Genomic DNA, 21,815 nt, shown 5'->3' with positions numbered 1-21,815 from the left:
CCCCACCCCCCCCCTGCTGCCCCCCCTGGGGGGGGGGGGTTGCGCCCCCCCCGTGCGGGGGTTGGGCCCCCCTCCCCCCCCCCCCCCCTGGGGGGGCCCCCCCACTACAAAAAACAAAAAAGCCCGGCATAGCCGGGCTTTTTCTTTGATCTTCGCGCGTCCTTACTTGAACAGCGTGTCCGGGTACTCCGGCTTCTGCTCACGGGCCAGCAGCTGCTGCAGGCCTTCGGAGGGGCTCAGTTCGCCATGCAGTACCGACTGCACTGCCTTGGAGATCGGCAGATCGATGCCGTGGCGGTCGGCCTGACGCATGACTTCATCAGCGGTCTGCACCGATTCCACCACCTGGCCGATTTCCTTCACTGCATCGGGCAGGCTCTGGCCGCGGCCGAGTGCCAGGCCCAGGCGCCGATTACGTGACAGATCGCCGGTACTGGTCAGGACCAGATCGCCGAGGCCGGCCAGACCCATCAGGGTTTCCGGTTTGCCACCAATGGCAGCCGCCAGTCGCAGCATTTCGTTGAGGCCGCGGGTGATCAGGCCAGCACGGGCGTTGAGGCCCAGCTGCATGCCGTCGGCCACGCCGGTTGCCACTGCCAATACATTCTTCATCGCCCCGCCCAGCTCGGCACCGACCATGTCGTCACCGGTATAGGCGCGGAACGCCGGGCCGTGCATGGCGTCGGCCACCTGTTGGGCGAACGCCTCGTCATCACCGTGGACGGTGATGGCGGTGGGCAGGCCCAGGGTGACTTCCTTGGCGAAGGACGGGCCGGTGACGACGGCCAACGGCACGTCCGGGCCCAGCACTTCACGCGCTACTTCATGCAGGAAACGGCCTGAGCCGGGCTCGAAGCCCTTGGTTGCCCAGGCCACGCCTGCCCCGGCCGGCCGCAGTGGCGCCAGCGCGCGCACGGTTTCGGCAAAGGCATGCGAAGGCACCACCACCAGGATCCAGTCTGCCCCGGCAACGGTGGCAGCCAGGTCGGTGCTGGCGCGCAAAGATTCTGGCAAGGGAATCCCCGGCAAATACCGGGGATTCTCATGACGCTGATCAATCGCCTCGATTACCGCTGCATCACGTCCCCACAGCACGGTCGTATGACCGTGCCTGGCCAACAGTGTGGCCAGCGCGGTGCCCCAGGAGCCCGCGCCGACAACGGCGATCTTTTCTGCGTCGTTCGTACTCATACAGAAACGCAGACGCCGATCAGGCGTTGCCAGCCGGCTCGGAGTCGGCCAGCGACGGCTCACCCTGCTGCTGACGCTGACGCAGGGTTTCGGCGTACAGGCCTTCAAAGTTGATCGGCTGCAGGTAGAACGGCGGGAAGCCGCCAGCCTGGATCAGGTCCGACACCATCGAACGCACGTACGGGAACAGGATGTTCGGGCACTGGGTGCCGAGCAGCACGTCGATTGCCTGCGGCTCCAGACCGATCAGGCCGAACACGCCAGCCTGCTCCACTTCGGCCACATAGGCGGTCTTGTCGCCGGCCTTGCAGGTCAGGGTCACGCCCAGCACCACTTCGAAAGCGGTGTCGGACAGGCGCTGCACCTTCTGGTTCAGGTTCAGCTGCAGATCCGGCTGCACGTTCTCGTTGAAGATGACCGGGGAGTTCGGCGACTCGAACGAAACGTCCTTGACGTAGATCTTCTCGATGGTGAAAGCCGGGCCGTTGGCGGATTCGTCGGCCGGGACTACGCCGTTGGTGTTCTCTTCGGACATTGCTCAAGACTCCAGAACAGATTGTTCATTGAATGGGATTGGTACAAGACCAGCGATGGGGGCGGCTGCCCCCCTACACAAGCCCTTGCTGAAAATTTGCTGACTCAGTTGCGGCCTTTGACCAACAGCAGATCTGCCGCCTGCCATGCCGGCAAACCGCCGTCGAGCACATAAACCTGCTCATAACCGGCTTTTTTCAGCGTTTTGGCTGCTGTTGCCGAGGCATTGCCGGTACGGCACAGCAGTACCACCGGGCTCTGCTTGGCGTTGACCAGCAGCTTGTGCGCGGGGGTCAACTGCGCCGGCTGCACATTGCGGCTGCCGGCAATATGGCCCTTCTCGAAGTCGGCCGCAGCCGACAGATCGATCACGGTCGCACCGCCGGCATTGATCATATGGGTCAATTCGGACGGCTTGAGCGATTTATAGCCGCGGAACAGGCGGGCGACCTCGGTGGCAATGATGGCCACCGTCAGGCCAACCAGGGCCAGCGACAACATCGGATTTCGGCCGGCGAAGGCCAGCAACTCTTCGTAATTCACTCAGGTCACGGGTCGATAAGCGGGCAGGGATTGTCGCACAGCCGGTGAAAATGCAGCCAATGCCTCATTGTCCCTGCCAAAGATCCGGCAAACCGGCGGCCTGCCACCAGCGCTTGGCTTCCGGGTCCCAACGCCAGCGCTCATTCACCATGACCAGACGTTCGGCCTGGGTATTGCGGTTGATCACGCCCATTTCGACACGCCGCTCGATGCTGCCATCGGCACCGGCACCGGCCGAACGTTCGCGGTAGCTGGACACTTGGATCTGCCGATAGCGCTCGCGCTGCAGGTCGGTAAGCGGGTGCTGCTGCAGGTACAAAGGATCAATAAAGCCTTCGGCCGTGTCGAAATCACCCCAGCGTACCGCTGCTACATAGGCGTTCTTGGTCGGCTCAAGCTTGCTGCGCTGAGCACGGCTGGGGCCCTCCGCCTGGACGGTACCGGCTGCCAGCAACAGCGCGACAAGCGCGGACTTGAACAGATTTCGGTACATGCAGGCTCCCCTCGGTGATGGCCGATCTTAGCCTTTGCCGAGGGCAACGAAGCGCCCTTCGAACTCAGCCGCGCCACCTTCGATCGCCGACCGTACCGTCACCCGCGCGCGGCCGCGCTTGCTGAACGTGGTCAGGAATTCATCCCAGTCCTGGTCCGGGGCCAATCGCGCGGTCGCCAGCAGGTCGCCATAAACCGGCGCACGGTAGCGGATGTTGCTGTCGGCCACATAGACCTCGGCCTGCTTGCCAGCCAAGCCCAGGCGCATGCTCACCAGCGCCCAGCCCGACAGGGTCATTACCGAAGCCAGACTGCCGCCGAAGGCATTGCCCTTGTCGTTGATGTTGACGTCCAGCGGCGCCTGCATGCGCAGCACACCATTGTCATAGCCGGCAATGTGGATGCCCATCGCCGCAACCGGTGGCATTGCCGTGAGAGTGCGCTGAAGGTTTTCCAGCAACACGGGGTCATCAAAATGTTCAGACATGGACGCGCACGCAAAACGGAAAGCGCCCGCATAATGCATGGAATGAACCGCCCCGCCTATGTGCCAGCCGACACGGTCTGGCATCTCATCTCGATGCGTCCACAAGGGCAGCACGACACCTTGCGCAGTGCAGCTGCGCGTTTGGGTGCACGTACGCTGGCGTTGTCACCTTGGCGGCTGCAGATGCGCACCGATGAGGCCACGCGCGAACAGCTGAACGCAGCCCGCGAGTACGACCGGCTGGTATTCACCAGTCCTGCCGCCGCCGAAGCCGCTGCGCGGCTGTTGCCGTTGGCCGAGCTTCGCGCAGGCAGCCTGATTGCTGTTGGCGAAGGCACCGCCCGCGCCTTGCGCCGCCGTGGCGCGACCAATGTGCAGGCGCCAACCCGGATGGACAGTGAAGGCCTGCTGGCCCTGCCCGCCATGCAGCAGCTGCACGGCCTGCGCGTGGCCCTGGTCACCGCTCCCGGTGGCCGCGGCGTGATTGCCGCCCAGGTGCGCGAGCGCGGTGCCACCCTGCACCGTATCGATGTCTACGAACGCGTGCCGCTAGCGGTCAGCAAAGCCACCATTGCCCGCTTGCAGGCGCTGCCGACGCCTTATGTGGTGGCCATCAGCAGTGGCGAAGCGTTGCAGACGGTGCTGCCGTATCTGCCACCTGATCTGCTGGAGCAGTGGCAACAGGCCACGGCGGTTGCCGCCAGCGCGCGGCTGGCCGAGCTTGCCCGCGAACATGGTTTCCGCAACATCAGCCTGGCTGCTGGGCCCTTGCCTGGGCAATTGGCCAGCGCCGCCCACGCCGCACTTTTCCCCGCCGCAGGCTGAGCACACACGCAAAGGCGACTTGCAGGCATGCAGCGCGCGGGCGATGCTTTGCCTGCACCAACAGCGTGGTCACCCTTGTGTCGTGGCCACGCCCGCCAAGGATGTTGCCCCCCGATGAATGAAGACGTCGCACCCGCTCAACCGCGCCGGCCCCTGCGCTGGCTCCTGCCGCTGATCGCCATCGCCGCATTGGGCGCTGGCGGCTGGTTTGGCTGGCACAGCTGGCAGACCCGCCAGCTACAGGCCGATCTGGCCCGCGACAGCGCAACCCAGCAACTGACCGCCATGCAGCAGGGGCTGGAAGCCCTGCGCCGTGACCAGCGCGCCAATGCCCGCAGCATCCAGGACGCCGCCGCCACCAACCGCGTGCTGCGCGATGAAGTGCTGGGGCTGAGCCAGCGCAACGCGCTGCTGGAAGAAAATTTCGCCCAGTTGGCCGACAGCTCGCGCCAGGGCGCGCAGGCCGTACGCCGCGAAGAGGCCGAGTTGCTACTCAACCAGGCCCAGCAACGGCTGACCTTTGCCGGCGACCTGGACGGTGCGCGGCGTCTGTACGCATTGGCTGCCAACGCACTGGAAGGCATCGACAGCCCGGACTACCTCAATCTGCGCCAGGCATTGATCCAGGAACGCAATGCGCTGGATGCATTGGGCCCAGGCGTACGCGCCCTCACCGCTGTCCAGCTTGAACAGTGGTCCGCTGAACTGGAGCGTCTGCCCGAACACCTGCAGCTGCCAGCCGACACCCAGCAGCCATGGTGGCAACAGGTGCTGTCACCACTGGTGCAGATCCGTCCGGCCGACGGCAAGGTCCTGGTTGCCCGCTCCGAACGCATCGCCGCCAACGACTCACTGCAGATCGAGCTCAGCCTGGCCCGCGCCGCCCTCGAACGTGGCGATGACAAGGCCTGGCAGCAGGCATTGGACCGTGTAGACGGCTGGCTGCAGCGGCTGTGGCCGGATTCACCGCAGCGCCAGCTGCGCCGCCGTGAACTGCGCGAGATGCGCAGCGTGGAACTGCGCCCCAATCTGCCGGAACTCGGCAGCACCCTGCAGCAACTGCGCAGCACGCGCGCCGCCAAGGACGCACCATGAAGGCTTTCCGTTCGCTGCTGCTGGTATTGGTCGTCGCTGCCATCGGCATCTTTGGCGCGCAATGGCTGGGTCAGGACTCGGTGCGCGCCCTGGGCGAAGTGATTGTCCGTGCCGGCGACCATGACTACATCGCCACCTTGCCGCAGGCCGCCTTGGCGGTGCTGATCGCCGCCTTGCTGGTATGGCTGCTGTGGTCGCTGATCAGCACCCCGTTCCGGGCCTGGGCACGGCATCGCCGCAAGCAGGGCCGCGCGCGCCTGATCGATGGCCTGCAGGCATTGGACAACGGCCAATGGCAGCGCGCCGAAAAACTGCTGCAGAGCGCCGCAACCGAGAAAGCCGTACGTCCGATCGCCCTGGTTGCCGCGATGCGTGCGGCCGAGGCACGCGAGGACAACAGCAGCGCCGGCCAGCACCTGCAGCAACTGGCCGAAGCCGACCCACACCTGCACGCCCTGCACAGCGCCGAGCGCTGGCTGCAGCTGGACAAGCCACTGGAAGCGATCAACGCGCTGGACCTGCCGACCCTGCAACCGCTGCCGCCACGCGGCCTGTGGCTGCGTACCGAGGCCTTGCAACGCGCCGGTCGCGCCGAGGAGGCGTACGGCCAATTGGGTGCATTACGCCAGCAGCAGGTACTGCCACCGAGCGCCGTTGCCGGACTGGAAACCACGCTCGCCCTGCAGATGCTCGACGAAGCCAGCGACGTCAATACACTGGCTGCTCGCTGGGAGGTGCTACCCAAGTCGCTCCGCGTCAGCCCGCAGGCGGTGGCGCGCTATGCACAGCGCGCGGTGGCACTGAACTGGACCGACGTCGCCCTGCGCAGCATCGAGCAGACCCTCGACAGCCACTGGGACGAAGCACTGGTCAGCCTGTACACGCAGCTGCCGGTGGAGAAATTCGATTCGCGCCGGGCAAGCGCCCAACGCTGGCTGCAGGCGCACCCCAACAGTCCTGCCCTGCTGCTGGGCTTGGCGCGCCTGGCCGCTGGCCAGGGCCAATGGTCGCAAGCCGAGGAATTCCTGCACCGGGCCATCGCCCAGGATGCCGGCGCGGATGCCTGGGAAGCCTTGGGCGAGGTGTTTGCCGCACAGGACGAGCAAGCGCTGGCCAGTCAATGCCTGCTCAATGCGGTGCGCCAGCGCCGCGGCGAAACGCCGCAGCCGATCCAACGCCGCACCCTGCAGCAGCAGATCCAGGATCAGGCCGTGGCCGAAGAACGCGATGCACATGGCTTCCCGCGTTTGCCGGGCTGAGCACCTGCTGGCACACCTTCAACGTTTTCCGCAACGAGCCACAATGAACATACCCCCGGATATCCATGCGCGCGTGGTCGAGCTGACCGATGCCATCCTCAACGCCTGTGAAGAGGGCGAGGAAGACACCAGTGCTTCGCTGTATGCGCAGCTGCACGCTTACTGCGATTCAATCGCTGCGGCGGGCCGTGATCATCCATTCCTGTGGGAAACGCTGGCCGACTTCACCGGCGATGATCATCTCGCCATCGCGCACTACAGCCACGCCTTGATGCTTGCCAGCGCAGCGCAGGCGATCAGCTATGAAGCTTCGATCCACCTGGCGTTGGCCGAACGTCATTCCAACCTGGGCGATGTTGCCGCGGCCCACGAACACGCACTGCGCGCAGATGCATTGGCGCAGCGTACCGATGACCTGCCACTGCGCCAGGCCATCAGCCAGTTCCTGCTGGATCACACGCAGGTGGCCGACGGGAACTGAGCTGGTACTGCAACACCCGGGCGCATCGCGCTTGCCCGGGGTTCGTTGGCCGCTGCCGAACTATCAGCCGCCGCTGGTGACGCGCCGAACACAGGCCGACGTTGCGCACCGCGAGTGCGGCAATCTGATAGACCAGAAAGTGCAGCAGGATCAGCAGATACATCCACGGTGAATGCCAGTAGAACATGCGCTGGCGGTACTCCAGCGCCGGCTTGCCACATTTGACGCAGTAGCGCGGCAGATCGCTATGCGGCAAGGCCAACAGCTGATCTCCATCGAGTCAGCAGGTGCCGTTGTCCGGGCTGGTGTTGGCAAGCGGTGGCGGCAATCCCTCCGGCGCAGCATACGGGTTGAACTCGTCCATTCGTTACGTCTCCTGTGAGACTCGAACAGGCTGCCTCCAGGGCGACCGCACCTGCGTCCTTGGCATCACATGGGGAAGGCCCGCCGCTGGGCAGCCTGCAGAACAACACCACTCAGCGCTTGGTCGATGTCGACTCGGCGTCAGCTGCAGCGGCTGCAGCTGCTTCCGCAGCGGCCGCTGCAGCAGCAGCGGCATCCGTGGTCATTCCACCGGTATAGGCGGCATCTGCAGCAGCATCTGCCGCATATGCTGCCGCTTCGGCTGACGCATCGGCCGCCGTTGCAGCGGTATCTGCTGCCGCCTGCGCTGCCTCTTGCGAATTGTCAGGGGTGCCGCCAATGCGTGCAGTTGCCCCCTCTGCAGCCTCTTTGGCCGGCGGTGCATTCGCATCCACCGCCATGGTATTCATTGGGTTGTTGTCGGCGATCAGTTGCAGCTGCTGTGCGATTTCGGCGACGTATTGGCGACGCGCGCGTTCGCGATCCTGTCCAGGCACCGCACGCTCTGGCAGCGGCTGCAGGCGCTCGAAACGCGTGCGCGCGGCATCGAAGCGCGACAACCTGCGCTCCCATTCGCCCAACAGCATCTGGCAGTACAGCCAGGGCTCATCGCGTTCGGCAGCGACGCGTGCATCCGGGCATTGCTGTGCAGCTGCCGCCGATGCCGCTTGCACATAACGCGGGTATTGTTCGGGTGATGCCTGCCAGGTCGCGCTTTGCAGCACCCCGGCACGGTCCTTCAGCGGCGCATCGACCGCTTCGAACAAGCGCGCCAGCAACCAGTAGCTGGTTTCAGCACCACGCATGCGTTGGTACTCGTCGCTATCGACCACGGCCGTCAGGCGCTTGATCTCGTCGGCGCTGTAGTCGTCCTTGTAGATGACAAAGCCGTTGCCCGGGCAGGACACCAGCGGCCATGGCGATTGGATGGCGCCATGCAGGCGGCCATCGAGGAAGTGGCCGAACGCCGTGCCCGAACCCACTTCCTGCGCACTGAAGCGCTCACCGCCGATCGGGCAGACGTGCTCCACTTTCATGAAGGTCATGGCAGCGACAGGCGCCGCCACACCTGACAACAGCACGGCCAAACCAATCGCGATGCGCTTCATGCCCTACCCCCGTCCTTTGGTGAGCAGACAATAGGGGTGCCAGGCCGGGCCCTGCAAGGGCCCTGTAGTGCCGCCCCATGGTCGGCAAGGGGCATCACCGGGAATGCCTCTGCCGAGCATGGCTCGGCACTACATCAACTGCATCAGCGCTCAACAATGGCGATCACGCCGTAGTGCCGACCGATGGTCGGCAGGGGGCATCACCGGTAAGGCCTCTGCCGAGCATGGCTCGGCACTACAAACGGCGCATCAGCGCTCGACGATGGCGACCACGCCCATGCCGCCGGCGGTGCAGATCGATACCAGTGCACGACCGCCGCCGCGAGCAGCCAGCTCCTTGGCCACGGTGCCGATGATGCGGGCGCCGGTGGCGGCGAACGGGTGGCCGGTGGCCAGCGACGACCCCAGTGGGTTGATCTTGGCCGGGTCGATGCGGCCCAGCGCTGCATCCAGGCCCAGGCGGTTGCGGCAGTAGTCCTCGCTTTCCCAGGCGCTCAGCGTGCACAGCACCTGCGCGGCGAAGGCTTCATGGATTTCGTAGATATCGAAATCCTGCAGGGTCAGGCCATTGCGCTTGAGCATTTCCGGCACGGCAATGGTCGGTGCCATCAGCAGGCCTTCGCCATGCACGAAGTCCACCGCCGAAACCTGCGAATCACGCAGATACGCCAGCGGCTCGTGGCCGTGTGCGCGTGCCCACTCTTCGCTGGCCAACAGCACCGCAGCGGCGCCATCGGTCAGCGGCGTGGAATTGGCGGCGGTCAGGGTGCCACGGCCAGACACCTTGTCGAAGGCCGGCTTCAAGGTCGCCAGCTTTTCCAGCGAAGTATCCGGGCGCAGGATGTTGTCGCGCTCGACGCCGCGGAACGGCGCGATCAGGTCGCTGAAGAAACCGCGCTCGTAGGCGGCAGCCAGCTTCTTGTGCGAGGACACCGCCCATTCGTCCTGCGCTTCACGCGAGATGTTCCATTCCTTGGCCATGTCCTCGCAGTGGTCGCCCATGCTTTTGCCGGTGCGCGGCTCGGCCACGCCGGGGAACTCGGGCTTGAGCTCGGAGAATTTGAAGCCCTTGAGCAGGGTGCGGATCTTGTCGCCGGTACTCTTGGCACGGTTGGCGGCCAGCAGGCGCGCGCGCAGCTTCTTGCCGTAGACGATCGGCACGTCGGAGGTGGTGTCCGAACCGCCGCCGATGCCGGACTCGATCTGCCCCAGGGCGATCTTGTTGGCGACGGTGATGATGCTGTCCAGCGAGGTGCCGCAGGCGCGCTGCAGGGTGATGCCCGGGGTCAGCGGCGACAGCCCGGACGACAGTGCAGCCTCGCGGCCGAGGTTCCAGTCGCTGGGATGCTTGATCACCGCGCCCATCGCCACTTCGCCCAACTGCTGGCCATGCAGGCCAAACCGTTCAACAAGCGCCCCAAGCGTACGGACCGACATGCCGAGATTGCCAACGTCCGAATAAGCGGTGTTCTGACGGCAGAACGGAATGCGGACACCACCGAGGATGGCGACGGGTCGAGCGCTGGGCATGCGGGTACCTGACATGGGAAAGAGTGTTCAAAGTGGCCTGCACGCGATAGCAGGCATAATGGTGTTGAGTGTAGCTTCGAGGCCGTGATGGGCCAACCGCGAATCATGAGCAATTCAAACCCCGACGTGAACGCCCTTGGCGTAGTGGCACTGGAACTGGCTGGCGGCGAGCAGCCCGGCAAGGCAGCCCTGGGCTCCGAGCAGGCTGGCGAACTGGCAGCGCTGATCGGCCGTGACCTGACCAAGCTGGTCCCGCAGGTCAGCGAACTGGACCTGGTGTTCGCCGCCGCGCATTTCGACCCGGCCGAAGTGCTGCGCCCCGGCCTGCCCATTCATCGGCGCCTGGAAGAGCTGCAGATGCGTGCCCCCGGCCGCAATCATGGTGCTCGCCTGCTGGCGTTTGGTGCCGATGCCAATGGCGAGATCCCGCTGCCGCTGCAGGCCGATCCTGCGCTGACCGGCGGTGCGCTGCGGCTGCTGCCGTTCGTGCTGGCTGGCGGCGAAGCGGGGGTGCGCCATGAGGTGCGTGATGCGCTGGAAGAAGTGCTGCTGGCCAATGGCATGGCACAGCCGGACACCGCACTGCTGGCACAGAACAGTTTCGCCGCGCAGATCGAACATGCGCGCTATTTCACCGTCAACGACCTGGCCGCGATGATGGCCATGCAGTACGACAACCAGGGCCTGGCGGACTTGTGGCCGATACTGGAGACGGCGATGTTCGCGCCCAACGAAGAACAATGGCTGGACGCCTCACCCGAACCGTTGCTGCGTTACGTCGGCGGCGAAGTGCGGATGGCCTTGTTCGATCCGGCGGGTTGGTGTGCGCATTACGCGCAGGACAAGAACGACTGCGACCGCCTGCAGCGCGTGTACGAGCAGTACATGATGCGCCAGCGGCAGATGGCCGCGGTGTTGGAAGCGCATGGCATCGACGTGCTGTACGTGCACGTGAATGCCGGACAGGATGCGAAGGCCCTGCTGGCGCATTGAGTACGCGCTGGTGAGTGCAGAAAAGGCCGCGCAAGCGGCCTTTTCTGTACCCGCAGTACTGCATGCACTGCCCCCTCCCTTGCGCAACGCGCAGGGGAGGGAGAAAGTCACTGCACCTTGGTGATCACCGCACAGGCCAGGCGTGCACCTGCATTGCCGGTCGGCTGGGTCTTGTAGTCGTCCGGGTCGGCATGGACGATCAGGCCACGACCGACGATGTCGAAGCCATCGCCGACACCAACGTTGACGTTGCTTGCCACCGGCCCGTCAATGTGCGCATTGCCCTGCGCGTCGGACTTGATGTTGGGCATGTCGCCACCGTGATGCATCGCCGCACTGATGCTGCCGTGCTCGCTGTTGCCCGGGTTGAAGTGGCCGCCGGCGCTGGTGCCGTCCGGCGCGCTGCAATCACCCTTTTCGTGGATATGGAAGCCGTGCTCGGTGTCCGGCTTCAGGCCGGTGATGTCACCGCTGGCGCGCAGCTGGCCATCGACCAGACTGAAATTGATGGTGCCTGCAACGGTGCTGTCCTTGGTCGGCTGCAGATGGGCAGTGGCGATTGGCTTGGCCATTTCCGGCGGAGCAGCCGGGTCGGCGGCCGGCGTGGTGGCCGCCGCTGGCGTGACGGTATCCGCCGGCGCGGCATCGGGCTCTGCGCCCTTGTTACAGGCGGTCAGCGCCAGGGCGCTGGCGAGGAACAAGCTGGTATGGATCAGTCGCATCTGAGTAACTCCCTTGCTGGTCTGGATCGAATCGTTATCTGCGTGCCTGGCGACACGCTCAGCGCACCACGCGGATCACCGCGCAGGCAACACGCGCACCGGCATTGCCGGCCGGTTGGCTGCGGTAATCGTCGGCTGACGCATGTACCACCAGTGCGCGCCCAGCGACGTCGTTTGCAGCACCACCGCCGAGGGTAACGCCGCGAAGATGAACGTCCACGTGCGCCACACCTTTGGCATCGGCCTGCAGGTTGTCCATGTCGCCGGCATGGTGCGCACCGGCGGCTGCGCGGCCGTGCTGCTGCATGGCGGGATTGAAGTGGCCACCGGCACTGCTCGCATCCACCGCGCTGCAGTCACCCTTTTCATGCACATGGAAGGCGGCCTGCTGACCGCGTTGCAGGCCACCGATCACGCCGGTGATATGAACGCCGCCGGCTTCCGGCACCAAGGCCAGGCGACCGCTGACCAGACTGGCCGAGGCCGGCGCCAGATTGGCCTCGGCCATCCTGGCGGTACTGACCGTAGCCATCGGCGCGGGCGGTGGTTCGGACCTGGTGCCCGGACTGGTGCCGCAGGCACTGAGCAACGCGGTGGCGGCCAGGGCGGTAAGAGGAAGCAGGATGCGCATCGATATCTCCTTGCAACAGAACGAACAGGCCGGTGCCGCGCTCAACTACCGCGACGACGCCCAGGCCCAAGTTTGCGGGTAACGGTGTTACGGCCGAGTCCGAGCCGGGCGGCGGCATCGGCACGGTGACCCTCGGTGAAATCCAGCGCCACTTCCAGCAGCACGTTATCCATACGCTCGCGTGCCTCGGCATGCAGGCCCTTGGCACCCTCGGCCAGGCGCTGGCGAGCCCACGCCGCCAATGCCCTGTCCCAGTGTTCCGGAGTCGCCACTGCAGTGCCTGCTGCGGCGCGGCCACCACGGTTCAATGCCGCTTGGACGTCGTCGGCCGACACGGTATCGGCGACCGCCAATGCCGCCAATCGCCAGCAGACGTTTTCCAGCTCGCGGACGTTGCCGGGCCAATTGTGTTCGCGCAATGCCTTTACCGCTGCGACGGACAGGCGCTTGGGTGGCATGTCGAGGCGGCGTGCGGCATTGAGCAGGAAGTTCTCGGCCAGTTGCGGCACATCGCCAAGACGCTCGCGCAGCGGCGGCAGCAACAAGCGCACCATGTCCAGCCGGTGCAGCAGATCAGCACGGAAGCGGCCGTGTTCGACCAGCGTTTCCAGATCCTGATGGGTGGCTGCGACCACCCGCACATCGACGCAGATCAGTTCGCGGCCACCAACGCGGAAGAACTCGCCTTCGGCCAGCACGCGCAGCAGCCGGGTCTGCAAGGCCAGCGGCATGTCGCCGATTTCATCGAGGAACAAAGTGCCGCCATCGGCCTGTTCGAAACGGCCGATATGGCGCTTGGTCGCGCCGGTGAAGGCGCCGGCCTCGTGGCCGAACAGTTCGCTTTCCAGCAGCTCGGCCGGGATCGCGGCGGTATTGAGTGCGACGAACGGACCTTTGGCACGCGGTGACTCGCGGTGCAATGCGGTCGCCACCAGTTCCTTGCCGGTGCCGGTTTCGCCATTGATCAACACCGACAAGGGCGCCTGTGCGAGACGACCAATGGCGCGGAACAGCGCGCGCATGGCCGGCGTATCGCCGAGCAGCTGTGGCGGGCCTTCTTCTTTCTTGGCGGGCGCAGGCACGGCTACCGGCGCGGGCAGCTCCTCGGCTTCGGGCAGCGCGCGTCGCGCCAGCTCCACCGCATCGTCCAGATCAAAGGGTTTGGACAGGAACTCGTGGGCGCCACCGCGGAAAGCACCGGCCGTGCTCGCCACATCGGTATAGGCCGACATCACGATCACCGGCAGCTGCGGATGCGCGGTCTTGAGCTTGTCCAGCAGCACCAGCCCGTCATCGCCGGGCATGCGCACATCGGTGAACAGCAGATCCGGCGCCGGCTGCTGCGCCATCGCAGTCAATGCGGCGGCGGCACTGTCGAAACTCTGCACCGTGTAACCGGCATCGCGCAGTGCGGTGGTCAAGACGAAACGCACCGAGCGGTCGTCATCGACTACCCAGACGGTCGCGGCCTGTGTGGATTCATGCATCGCCCACCTCCGGCGCTTCCTCGGCGGCGGGCAACGGCAGCAGCACGGTGAACACGGTATGGCCTGGCCGCGAACGGTAGCTCAGCGTGCCGCGGTGTTCGCGGGCGACCTGCTGGGCCAGCGCCAAACCCAGCCCGGTGCCTTCGGCGCGACCGCTGACCAACGGCAGGAACAGGTGCTCGGCCAGTTCTTCCGGAACGCCACGGCCGTCGTCGGCCACTTCCAGGCGCAGGGCCAACGCATAAGGTTGTTCGGCGATGCGCAGCCCATGTTCGACGCGGGTACGCAGGGTGACGCTGGTAGCACCGGCCTGGATGGCGTTGCGAACCAGATTCAACAAGGCCTGGGTGAGGCGGTCGCCATCACCGGGAAACTCGGGGATGCTGGGATCGTAATCACGCAGCAGCCGTACCGACCAACCGGCTTCGTTCTCAACCAGACGCAGCACGCGTTCCAGCGCTGCGTGGATGTTCAACGGCGCATGCGGGCGCTGCGGGGCCGGCGACAGCAGTTGCTCCAGCAAGGTATTCAGGCGCTCGATCTCGGCGCCGATCAGTTCGATCAGTTCGCGCTCGTCGGCATCGCGGCCGGTGGCGCGGCGGGCCAGCAGTTGTGCCGCACCTTTCAGGCCGGCCAGCGGATTGCGCAGCTCATGCGCCAGGCCCTTCAAGGCCGCGCTGAACGCGCCAGGCAGCACCTGCGCCGGGTCGGCACCCTGGAACTCATCCACCGGGTGCGCTTCCAGCAGCCAACCCCCCTGCTCCACCGAACTCAGCCAGCCGTCGGCAAAGCGCGGCGTTTCACCCGGCAAGGCCAAGGTCAGGCGTGGCAGGCGGGTCAGCTCGGTGGCAGGCGTGGCCAGGCGCTGCGCCAGAACCTCGCCCTGCGCTTCCAGCGACACCAAGGGCTGGCCGAGCAGGCGCCGCACACTCACCCCCAGCCAGCGGCAGAAGGCGGGATTTGCCCCCTGGATACGCCCGTCCACGCCGCTCCAGACCAATGGCGTGGCCAGCAATTCCGGCGAAGGCGAGAAATCGGCGTCGGTCATTGCACCAATATAGTGCAAAGCGAGCGCGTCACTGCTTCTGCTGCAGCAGGGAATGCAGGATGCGGGCGTCTTCGACGTCGAGTTCAGCCGGCAACGTATCGCTGCCACGGAAGCGGCGATGGAAGGCGCGGGCCGCGGCGGCACGGTCGTCCAGCGCATAGCCGAAGGCCTGCATCGCCATCCAGCTGTCGAAGCCGGCCGGTGCCGGGCCGTGCTTCGGGTCCGGCCACAGGCCGAAACCGGCTTCGGCCAGTTGCTGCCACGGGAAATAGCGGCTGGGATCGGCCTTGCGGGTCGGAGCCAGGTCGGCGTGGCCGATGATCTGGCTGCGCGGGATGTTGTAGCGGCTGCAGAGGTCTTCGAGCAGGCGCAGCAGGGTAGCGATCTGCGGCTGGGTGAAGGGGCTACTGCCGTTGTTGTCGATCTCGATGCCGATCGAGGTCGAGTTGAGGTCGGTGAAACCACCCCAGCGGCCGCCACCGGCATGCCAGGCGCGTTCGCCATCGGCCACCAGCTGGTAGAGGTCACCATCGCGGCCCACCAGATAATGCGAGCTCACCTGGCCACCGCTGTTGGCGGTGCGCAGTGTGTCCAGGCTTTCCTGCACCGAGCCCTGCTCGGTGTGGTGCAGCACGATCAATACCGGCTGGCGTTCGTTGTAGTTTGGCGACGGCACCCACTGCGCCAGTGGATTGCGCTCCGGGGCGGAGGTGCAGGCAGTCAGCCAGGCCAACAGGGCGAGCGGCAGCAGCAGTTTGGTCTTCATGTCCGGCATTGCACGTTGCCGCGCGCCGCTTTGCAAGTGCGTTCTGGCATGCGCTGGAGACATTGCCGGCGGATGCGACGGAATTGGATGCGTGCATTGGAGGGCCTGCTCAGGGAGTTGGGGAGTCCGGCGTGATGCCGGTGCGGAACATGCGCTGCATGTTCAAAACTCTTTCCGCTGGGGATGGCTGGCCGTTGTGTCTACGCTATGCAGACTTGTTGTTCGGCGATTTGTTGGAGAGGCAATGCGTGATTCACTGAAACAGAAAATCGTTGCTGTGTGCGATACCAAGATCGCGGCGAAGGGACCGACGGTGGGGTTGTCGTTCTATGCGTTTTTTGCCAATCGCAATGATGATCCGGAGCTACTGATGGAGGCGGCTACGTGGTGGATATCGACCCATCGGCTGGATCACTTCGAGAAGGCGGAGAAGGTGAAGGCGTTGGTGTTGGCTGAGGGCTGACGCACTGCAGGTTTCTTCGGAGTGGTTCAGGTCGTACGGTGATGCCGCTTCGCCTTACCCTCTCCCCAACCCCTCTCCCGGAGGGAGAGGGGCTTTGAGAGCTTAGACCTCGTAGGCCGACTCACCATGGGTGGTGACGTCCAGGCCGGTACGCTCGGCTTCCTCGCTGACGCGCAGGCCAACCAAGGCACGAACCACCAGCAGGATCACGGCGGTGACAACGGCCGACCACAACACGGTGAAACCGACGCTGAGCGCCTGCACCCATACCTGGTGGGCGATATCCAGATCGACCTTGGTGCCACCCAGCGACTGCGCACTGAACACGCCGGTCAGGATGGCACCGACGATGCCGCCGACACCGTGCACGCCGAATACGTCAGCGGTGTCGTCCGCCTTCAACAGACGCTTCAGACCAGTCACGCCCCAGACGCAGATGATGCCGGTGACAAAGCCGATGACGATGGCGCCCATCGGGCCGACGGTGCCGCAGGCTGGCGTGACGCCGACAAGACCAGCCACCGCACCGGAAGCCGCACCCAATGCCGATGGATGGCCCTTGGTGATGGCTTCCACCAGCGTCCAACCCAGTACCGCTGCAGCAGTCGCCAACACCGTGTTGATGAAGGCCAGCGAGGCGACGGTATCAGCAGCAGCCGCGGAACCGGCATTGAAGCCGAACCAACCCACCCACAGCAGCATCGCGCCAATCCAGGTCAACGGCAGGTTGTGCGGCTTCAAAGCGGTCTGGCCATAGCCCAGACGCTTGCCGACGAACCAGGCTGCCACCAGACCGGCAACACCGGCGTTGATGTGCACCACGGTGCCGCCAGCGAAATCGATCGCACCCAGCTTGCCGAGGAAGCCACCGCCCCAGACGATGTGCGCCATCGGGATGTAGCTCAGGGTGAACCACAGTGCCGAGAACAGCAGCACCGCACGGAACTTGATGCGCTCGGCGAAGGCGCCGACGATCAGCGCGGTGGTGATGCCGGCAAAGGTCGACTGGAAGGCGACGAACAGGAAGTCCGGCAGGCCGGCGATCGGCGTATTGCCCACCGAGTCCGGCGTGAAACCCTTGAGGAAGGCGAACTGGGTGAAAGATCCAAAGAACTCGTTGCCCGCACTGAACACCGCGCTGTAGCCGTAGGCCACCCACAGGATCAGCACCAGCGAGAACACCACCAGTACCTGGCTGAGCACCGACAGCACGTTCTTGGCGCGCACCAGCCCGCCATAGAACAGTGCAAGGCCGGGTACGACCATCATCAGGACCAGCAAGGTGGCGGTAAGCATCCACGCCACGTCACCCTTGTCGAAACTGGGCACGACTGCTGCTTCTGCAGCAGCGGCCGCTGCCGCAACTTCCGTTGCGGTAGCGGGCTGTACTGGCGTTTCCTGCGCCCATGCGTTGCTGGAAAACATGCCCAACAGCATCGCGGTGAGCATGAAAGACAGGCACAGGCCTCCGAGCCGGGCGTTCAACCCGGTGAAAAATTCCGTTCGCATTGTCGACTCCGGTTGTGGGGGTGGAACCTGCCAGCGACCCGTTGTCACCTGGCGGTCGCTGCCGCCGGAGGACGGGGCGGTAGCGGGTTCTTAAAGCGCGTCGGCGCCTGTTTCGCCGGTGCGGATACGCACCACTTGTTCAAGCGCGGTAACGAAGATCTTGCCGTCACCGATCTTGCCGGTGCCAGCAGCGCCCTGCAGGGCTTCGATCACGGCATCGACGTTGTCGTCGGTGACGGCGGTTTCAATGCGGATCTTGGGGAGGAAATCGACGACGTATTCGGCGCCACGGTACAACTCGGTGTGGCCTTTCTGCCGCCCAAAGCCCTTGACCTCGGTGACGGTGATGCCGGAAACGCCTGCGGCGCCCAGGGCTTCACGCACTTCGTCGAGCTTGAATGGCCGGATGATCGCGGAGATTAATTTCATGCGCATGTCCCGATGTGGAGGAGACCGGCCTGCGGCTGCGGGCCGGCATCGTGTCTTCCACCGGCCGCTATACGGCCGCTGGCTGTTGCGCCGAACGCATCATGGGCCTGGTTGTTGCCACCGGCAGTGTTACCGGCCGCTACAACCACGCGGGAGGGAGGAATGGCCCATGCCGCACGCTCGGATTCTCTTGCCCGGAGCAGGCGCGTTGCTGGCTGCTGCATGACCTTTGTGCTCCCCAGCAACAAAGGCGGCGGCGATGACGCAGATGGGAGGGGGAGGGTCCACGCCACCGCCGCCTAATAACAGCCAGCAACTACACCTGGTGTTGCCGGCGGCCAGCGCAGTGCGATGGCCGCCGTTACATCAGCTGGTGAACTCAGCTTGCGTAGTACAGCTGGTATTCGAGCGGATGGGTCGCTGCGCGGAACGCGGTGACTTCCTTCATCTTCAACGCAATGTAAGCGTCGATGAAGTCGTCGCTCATCACGCCGCCGGCCTTGAGGAACTCGCGATCCTTGTCCAGTGCTTCCAGTGCCTGGTCCAGCGAGGAACAGACCTGCGGGATCAGCTTCTCTTCTTCCGGCGGCAGGTCGTACAGATCCTTGTCGCTCGGTGCGCCCGGGTCGATCTGGTTCTTGATGCCGTCCAGGCCGGCCATCATCAACGCGGTGAAGGTCAGGTAGCCGGACTGGATCGGATCCGGGAAACGCATTTCGATGCGGCGTGCCTTCGGGTTGGAGACCCACGGAATGCGGCACGACGCCGAACGGTTACGGGCCGAGTAGGCCAGCATCACCGGTGCTTCGAAGCCCGGGACCAGACGCTTGTAGCTGTTGGTGCCGGAGTTGGCGAAGGCGTTGATCGCACGGGCGTGCTTGAAGATGCCGCCGATGTACCACAGCGCCATCTGGCTCAGGCCGCCGTAGCCATCACCGGAGAACAGGTTGTTGCCGCCCTTGGCCAGCGACTGATGCACGTGCATGCCGCTGCCGTTGTCGCCGACCAGCGGCTTGGGCATGAAGGTGACGGTCTTGCCGTTGCGGTGGGCGACGTTCTTGATGACGTGCTTCATGCGCTGCAGTTCGTCAGCCTTGGTCACCAGGGTGTTGAACTTGGCACCGATCTCGCACTGGCCGGCATTGGCCACTTCGTGGTGGTGCACTTCGACTTCGATGCCGACCTTTTCCAGCACCTTGCACATCTCGGCGCGGATATCGTGCAGCGAGTCGGTCGGCGGCACCGGGAAGTAACCGCCCTTCACGGTCGGACGGTAGCCGGTGTTGGTGCCGTCGTAGCTCTTGCCGGTGTTCCAGGCACCTTCTTCGGAATTGATCTTGTAGAAGGTGTTGCCCATGTCGTTGGCGAACTGCACCGAATCGAAGATGAAGAATTCCGGTTCCGGGCCGAAGAACGCCAGGTCGGCGATGCCGGAGGACTTCAGGTAGGACTCGGCGCGCTTGGCGATGCCGCGCGGGCAGCGGCCGTAACCCTGCATGGTGGCCGGGTCGAGCACGTCACAGATCAGTACCAGGGTCGGATCTGCGTAGAACGGGTCCAGGTAGGCGCTGTCGGCGTCCGGCAGCAGCACCATGTCCGACTCGGCAATGCCCTTCCAACCGGCGATCGAGCTGCCATCGAACATCTTGCCTTCTTCAAACAACGACGGCTCGATGATCGAAACCGGGAAGGTCACGTGCTGCTCGATGCCACGCATGTCGACGAAACGCAGGTCGATGAACTCGATCTGGTTGTCCTTGATCAGCTTCTCAACGTTTTCCAGCGACATCGGGTGCAACCTCGGATGGATGATGTACGTGTATCAAAGCAAATCACGTGCCAACTTTCAAAGAACCGTAACGCATTGTTTTTATTGATATCGAACACGTGCTCCCGGTGGCTGAAAGCACTATTTTGGTGCTTATTTCGCGTTATGCACCATACAGGTGCATAACACTTAATGCTCTATGCTGTGCCCGCCTTTTCCCACTCAAGCACCCATGTCCGACCTGCTCTCCGCCCTCCTGCTGGGCATCCTCGAAGGCCTCACCGAATTCCTCCCGATTTCCAGCACTGGCCACCTGCTGATCGCCCAGCATTGGCTGGGTGCACGCTCGGACTTCTTCAACATCGTCATCCAGGCCGGTGCCATCCTGGCCGTGGTGCTGGCGTTCCGGCAGCGGCTGTGGTCGCTGGCCACCGGCCTGAACCAGCGCGAAAACCGCGACTACGTGATGAAACTGGGCGTGGCCTTCCTGGTCACCGCCGTGGTCGGCCTGCCGGTACGCCTGGCTGGCTGGGAACTGCCTGAAACCGTCACCCCGGTGGCCTGGGCACTGGTCATCGGCGGCGTCTGGATGCTGATTGCCGAACGCTTTGCCGGGCGCCTGCCCGACAGCGACACCGTGACCTGGAAGGTTGCCGTGGCGGTTGGTCTGGCGCAGGTCGTGGCCGGCGTGTTTCCCGGCACCTCGCGCTCGGCCGCGGCCATCTTCATGGCCCTGCTACTGGGCCTGACCCGCCGCTCCGCGGCCGCCGAGTTCGTTTTCCTGGTCGGCGTCCCCACCATGTTCGCGGCCAGCGGCTATGCCCTGCTGGAGATGTTCAAGAAAGGCCAGCTGGGCAACGAAAACTGGACCGACGTAGGCGTAGCCTTCGTGGCAGCGGCGATCACCGGCTTCATCGTGGTGAAGTGGCTGCTGAGCTACATCAAACGCCGTCCCTTCACCGGCTTCGCGCTATACCGCATTGCATTGGGCTTCGGCCTGCTGTTGTTTTTGCCTGCTGGCAACTGAACGTGCAGTAGCAAGTGCAACCCCGCCATCCGGCCATGGCCGTTTGACGTCCTGACTTTTCCAACGCACCACAAGGAGTTCACCATGAAGCGCATTCTTCTGTTGGCACTGCCCATCGCCCTCATGACCGCCTGCAGCAACCCGCCGGCCAGCACCAAGAGCGAAACCGCAGCCACCCCCGACACCAGCACCGCCGCTCCTGCCGCGAACCTCGACACCACCCAGCTGACTGCAAACCACTGGCTGCTGGACAACGCCGTGGATGCCAGCGGCAAGCGCATCGACGGCCTGTTCGTACAGGCGGACAAGCCGCTGACCCTGGACTTCAAGGACAACCGCCTGTCGGTCAGCAACGCCTGCAACAACATCGGCGGCGGTTACACGCTGGAAGCCGGTGCAATGACCGTCGGCAACCTGATGTCCACCAACAAGGCCTGCCAGGGCCCGCTGATGGCGCTTGACGGCCTGATCAGCGAGCGCCTGCAGGGCAAGCTGACCGTGCGTGCACTGGACGCCTCGGCAATGACCCTGGTCGCTGCCAATGGCGACGTGCTCAGCTTCCGCGCCGAGCCGACCGCCGAAACCCGCTACGGCGGCCCGGGCGAGACGGTGTTCATGGAAGTGGGGCCGCAGACCAAGCCCTGCCCGCACCCGCTGATGAAGGACGCCACCTGCCTGCAGGTGCGTGAGGTGAAGTACAACGAGCAGGGCCTGGAACAGGGCAAGCGCGGTGAGTTCACCAACTTCTACGGCAACATCGAGGGTTACACCCACGAGCCGGGCGTGCGCAACGTGCTGCGCCTGAAGCGCTACGAGATCAAGAACCCGCCGGCTGACGCACCGTCGCAGGCCTATGTGCTGGACATGGTGGTGATGTCGGAAATGGCCAAGTAAGCCCGAAGGGCTTACGCAAACAGCAAGGGCGCCGTCAGGCGCCCTTGCTGTTTTGTAGAGCCGAGGCCAAGGGGGCGGGGGCGGTTACCGGGGGGCCCCGGCCGGGCCTGGCGCGGGCCGACCGGATTTGGGGGCGGGGGGTGTTTAGGTTTAACGGGCGAGGCCCGCG

Annotated in this window: 23 protein-coding genes; 8 read left to right on the top strand and 15 right to left on the bottom strand. The window is 64.8% G+C overall.

Features of this window, described 5'->3' with window-relative positions:
- Nucleotides 1-162: 162 nt before the first annotated feature.
- From ACVOL0_RS16550 to ACVOL0_RS16530, 5 genes are all read right to left on the bottom strand, one after another.
- Nucleotides 163-1,191 carry an NAD(P)H-dependent glycerol-3-phosphate dehydrogenase gene (locus ACVOL0_RS16550; RefSeq protein WP_481550021.1) on the bottom strand — a complete coding sequence of 343 codons (1,029 nt, stop codon included), beginning with the start codon at nucleotides 1,189-1,191 and terminating at the stop codon, nucleotides 163-165.
- A 19-nt stretch (nucleotides 1,192-1,210) separates the two neighbouring features.
- Entirely contained in the window at nucleotides 1,211-1,726 is a 516-nt protein-coding gene (secB, locus tag ACVOL0_RS16545) for a protein-export chaperone SecB (RefSeq protein ID WP_481508655.1), read from the bottom strand.
- Nucleotides 1,727-1,830: 104 nt separating this feature from the next.
- Nucleotides 1,831-2,268 carry a rhodanese-like domain-containing protein gene (locus ACVOL0_RS16540; RefSeq protein WP_481550020.1) on the bottom strand — a complete coding sequence of 146 codons (438 nt, stop codon included), beginning with the start codon at nucleotides 2,266-2,268 and terminating at the stop codon, nucleotides 1,831-1,833.
- 64 nt (nucleotides 2,269-2,332) lie between these two features.
- Entirely contained in the window at nucleotides 2,333-2,761 is a 429-nt protein-coding gene (locus ACVOL0_RS16535) for a hypothetical protein (protein ID WP_481550019.1), read from the bottom strand.
- 27 nt (nucleotides 2,762-2,788) lie between these two features.
- Nucleotides 2,789-3,247 carry a YiiD C-terminal domain-containing protein gene (locus ACVOL0_RS16530; RefSeq protein ID WP_481534662.1) on the bottom strand — a complete coding sequence of 153 codons (459 nt, stop codon included), beginning with the start codon at nucleotides 3,245-3,247 and terminating at the stop codon, nucleotides 2,789-2,791.
- Nucleotides 3,248-3,289: 42 nt separating this feature from the next.
- Here ACVOL0_RS16530 and ACVOL0_RS16525 point away from each other — a divergent pair, with 42 nt between their 5' ends.
- From ACVOL0_RS16525 to ACVOL0_RS16510, 4 genes are all read left to right on the top strand, one after another.
- Complete coding sequence (locus ACVOL0_RS16525; protein ID WP_481550018.1) at nucleotides 3,290-4,072, top strand: uroporphyrinogen-III synthase; 783 nt, start codon at nucleotides 3,290-3,292, stop codon at nucleotides 4,070-4,072.
- 114 nt (nucleotides 4,073-4,186) lie between these two features.
- Nucleotides 4,187-5,167: a uroporphyrinogen-III C-methyltransferase gene (locus tag ACVOL0_RS16520; RefSeq protein ID WP_481550017.1), complete on the top strand. Its 981-nt coding sequence runs from the start codon at nucleotides 4,187-4,189 to the stop codon at nucleotides 5,165-5,167.
- Complete coding sequence (locus ACVOL0_RS16515) at nucleotides 5,164-6,426, top strand: heme biosynthesis HemY N-terminal domain-containing protein (protein WP_481550016.1); 1,263 nt, start codon at nucleotides 5,164-5,166, stop codon at nucleotides 6,424-6,426. Before ACVOL0_RS16520 ends, ACVOL0_RS16515 begins: the two co-directional genes overlap by 4 nt.
- 43 nt (nucleotides 6,427-6,469) lie before the next feature.
- The gene (locus ACVOL0_RS16510) at nucleotides 6,470-6,907 is read left to right on the top strand and encodes a hypothetical protein (RefSeq protein WP_481550015.1); all 438 of its coding nucleotides are present in this window, start codon (nucleotides 6,470-6,472) and stop codon (nucleotides 6,905-6,907) included.
- Nucleotides 6,908-7,383: 476 nt separating this feature from the next.
- Here the strand turns inward: ACVOL0_RS16510 and ACVOL0_RS16505 are convergent, their stop codons facing one another.
- Together ACVOL0_RS16505 and ACVOL0_RS16500 are read right to left on the bottom strand one after the other, a co-directional pair.
- Nucleotides 7,384-8,379 (bottom strand): hypothetical protein, encoded by a 996-nt coding sequence (locus ACVOL0_RS16505; protein ID WP_481550014.1) that lies wholly within the window; start codon nucleotides 8,377-8,379, stop codon nucleotides 7,384-7,386.
- Between the two features lie 249 nt (nucleotides 8,380-8,628).
- Complete coding sequence (locus ACVOL0_RS16500) at nucleotides 8,629-9,924, bottom strand: acetyl-CoA C-acetyltransferase (protein ID WP_481550013.1); 1,296 nt, start codon at nucleotides 9,922-9,924, stop codon at nucleotides 8,629-8,631.
- Nucleotides 9,925-10,014: 90 nt separating this feature from the next.
- On the opposite strand from ACVOL0_RS16500, the gene ACVOL0_RS16495 reads away from it, so the two are divergent.
- A complete protein-coding gene (locus ACVOL0_RS16495; protein WP_481550012.1) occupies nucleotides 10,015-10,902 on the top strand; it encodes a hypothetical protein in 888 nt (295 codons plus the stop codon).
- Nucleotides 10,903-11,009: 107 nt separating this feature from the next.
- On the opposite strand, the gene ACVOL0_RS16490 is transcribed toward ACVOL0_RS16495, so the two are convergent.
- From ACVOL0_RS16490 to ACVOL0_RS16470, 5 genes are read right to left on the bottom strand one after another with little or no spacing between them, the layout of a single operon-like run.
- Nucleotides 11,010-11,624, bottom strand: coding sequence for a superoxide dismutase family protein (locus ACVOL0_RS16490; protein ID WP_481550011.1), 615 nt, complete (start codon nucleotides 11,622-11,624; stop codon nucleotides 11,010-11,012).
- Nucleotides 11,625-11,682: 58 nt separating this feature from the next.
- A complete protein-coding gene (locus tag ACVOL0_RS16485; protein ID WP_481550010.1) occupies nucleotides 11,683-12,255 on the bottom strand; it encodes a superoxide dismutase family protein in 573 nt (190 codons plus the stop codon).
- A gap of 41 nt (nucleotides 12,256-12,296) precedes the next feature.
- Nucleotides 12,297-13,742 carry a nitrogen regulation protein NR(I) gene (ntrC, locus tag ACVOL0_RS16480; protein ID WP_481550009.1) on the bottom strand — a complete coding sequence of 482 codons (1,446 nt, stop codon included), beginning with the start codon at nucleotides 13,740-13,742 and terminating at the stop codon, nucleotides 12,297-12,299.
- Nucleotides 13,735-14,790: a two-component system sensor histidine kinase NtrB gene (locus tag ACVOL0_RS16475; RefSeq protein ID WP_481550008.1), complete on the bottom strand. Its 1,056-nt coding sequence runs from the start codon at nucleotides 14,788-14,790 to the stop codon at nucleotides 13,735-13,737. Before ACVOL0_RS16475 ends, ntrC begins: the two co-directional genes overlap by 8 nt.
- 28 nt (nucleotides 14,791-14,818) lie before the next feature.
- Nucleotides 14,819-15,565: an N-acetylmuramoyl-L-alanine amidase gene (locus ACVOL0_RS16470; protein ID WP_481550007.1), complete on the bottom strand. Its 747-nt coding sequence runs from the start codon at nucleotides 15,563-15,565 to the stop codon at nucleotides 14,819-14,821.
- A gap of 235 nt (nucleotides 15,566-15,800) precedes the next feature.
- Here ACVOL0_RS16470 and ACVOL0_RS16465 point away from each other — a divergent pair, with 235 nt between their 5' ends.
- The gene (locus tag ACVOL0_RS16465; RefSeq protein ID WP_481550006.1) at nucleotides 15,801-16,019 is read left to right on the top strand and encodes a DUF6500 family protein; all 219 of its coding nucleotides are present in this window, start codon (nucleotides 15,801-15,803) and stop codon (nucleotides 16,017-16,019) included.
- Between the two features lie 102 nt (nucleotides 16,020-16,121).
- On the opposite strand, the gene ACVOL0_RS16460 is transcribed toward ACVOL0_RS16465, so the two are convergent.
- The 3 genes from ACVOL0_RS16460 to glnA form a co-directional block, all read right to left on the bottom strand.
- A complete protein-coding gene (locus ACVOL0_RS16460; RefSeq protein WP_481550005.1) occupies nucleotides 16,122-17,528 on the bottom strand; it encodes an ammonium transporter in 1,407 nt (468 codons plus the stop codon).
- 90 nt (nucleotides 17,529-17,618) lie between these two features.
- Nucleotides 17,619-17,957 carry a P-II family nitrogen regulator gene (locus ACVOL0_RS16455; protein ID WP_481508674.1) on the bottom strand — a complete coding sequence of 113 codons (339 nt, stop codon included), beginning with the start codon at nucleotides 17,955-17,957 and terminating at the stop codon, nucleotides 17,619-17,621.
- Nucleotides 17,958-18,336: 379 nt separating this feature from the next.
- Nucleotides 18,337-19,746 (bottom strand): type I glutamate--ammonia ligase, encoded by a 1,410-nt coding sequence (glnA, locus tag ACVOL0_RS16450; RefSeq protein WP_481550004.1) that lies wholly within the window; start codon nucleotides 19,744-19,746, stop codon nucleotides 18,337-18,339.
- A gap of 211 nt (nucleotides 19,747-19,957) precedes the next feature.
- Here glnA and ACVOL0_RS16445 point away from each other — a divergent pair, with 211 nt between their 5' ends.
- Entirely contained in the window at nucleotides 19,958-20,752 is a 795-nt protein-coding gene (locus ACVOL0_RS16445) for an undecaprenyl-diphosphate phosphatase (protein ID WP_481550003.1), read from the top strand.
- Nucleotides 20,753-20,836: 84 nt separating this feature from the next.
- On the top strand, nucleotides 20,837-21,646 hold the full coding sequence (locus ACVOL0_RS16440; RefSeq protein ID WP_481550002.1) for a DUF4377 domain-containing protein: 810 nt from the start codon (nucleotides 20,837-20,839) through the stop codon (nucleotides 21,644-21,646).
- Nucleotides 21,647-21,815 lie beyond the last annotated feature (169 nt).

Source organism: Stenotrophomonas sp. STEN021 (assembly GCF_056760175.1).
The sequence above is the reverse complement of the archived record's forward strand: the minus strand, read 5'-3'. Positions and strand labels throughout refer to the sequence as shown.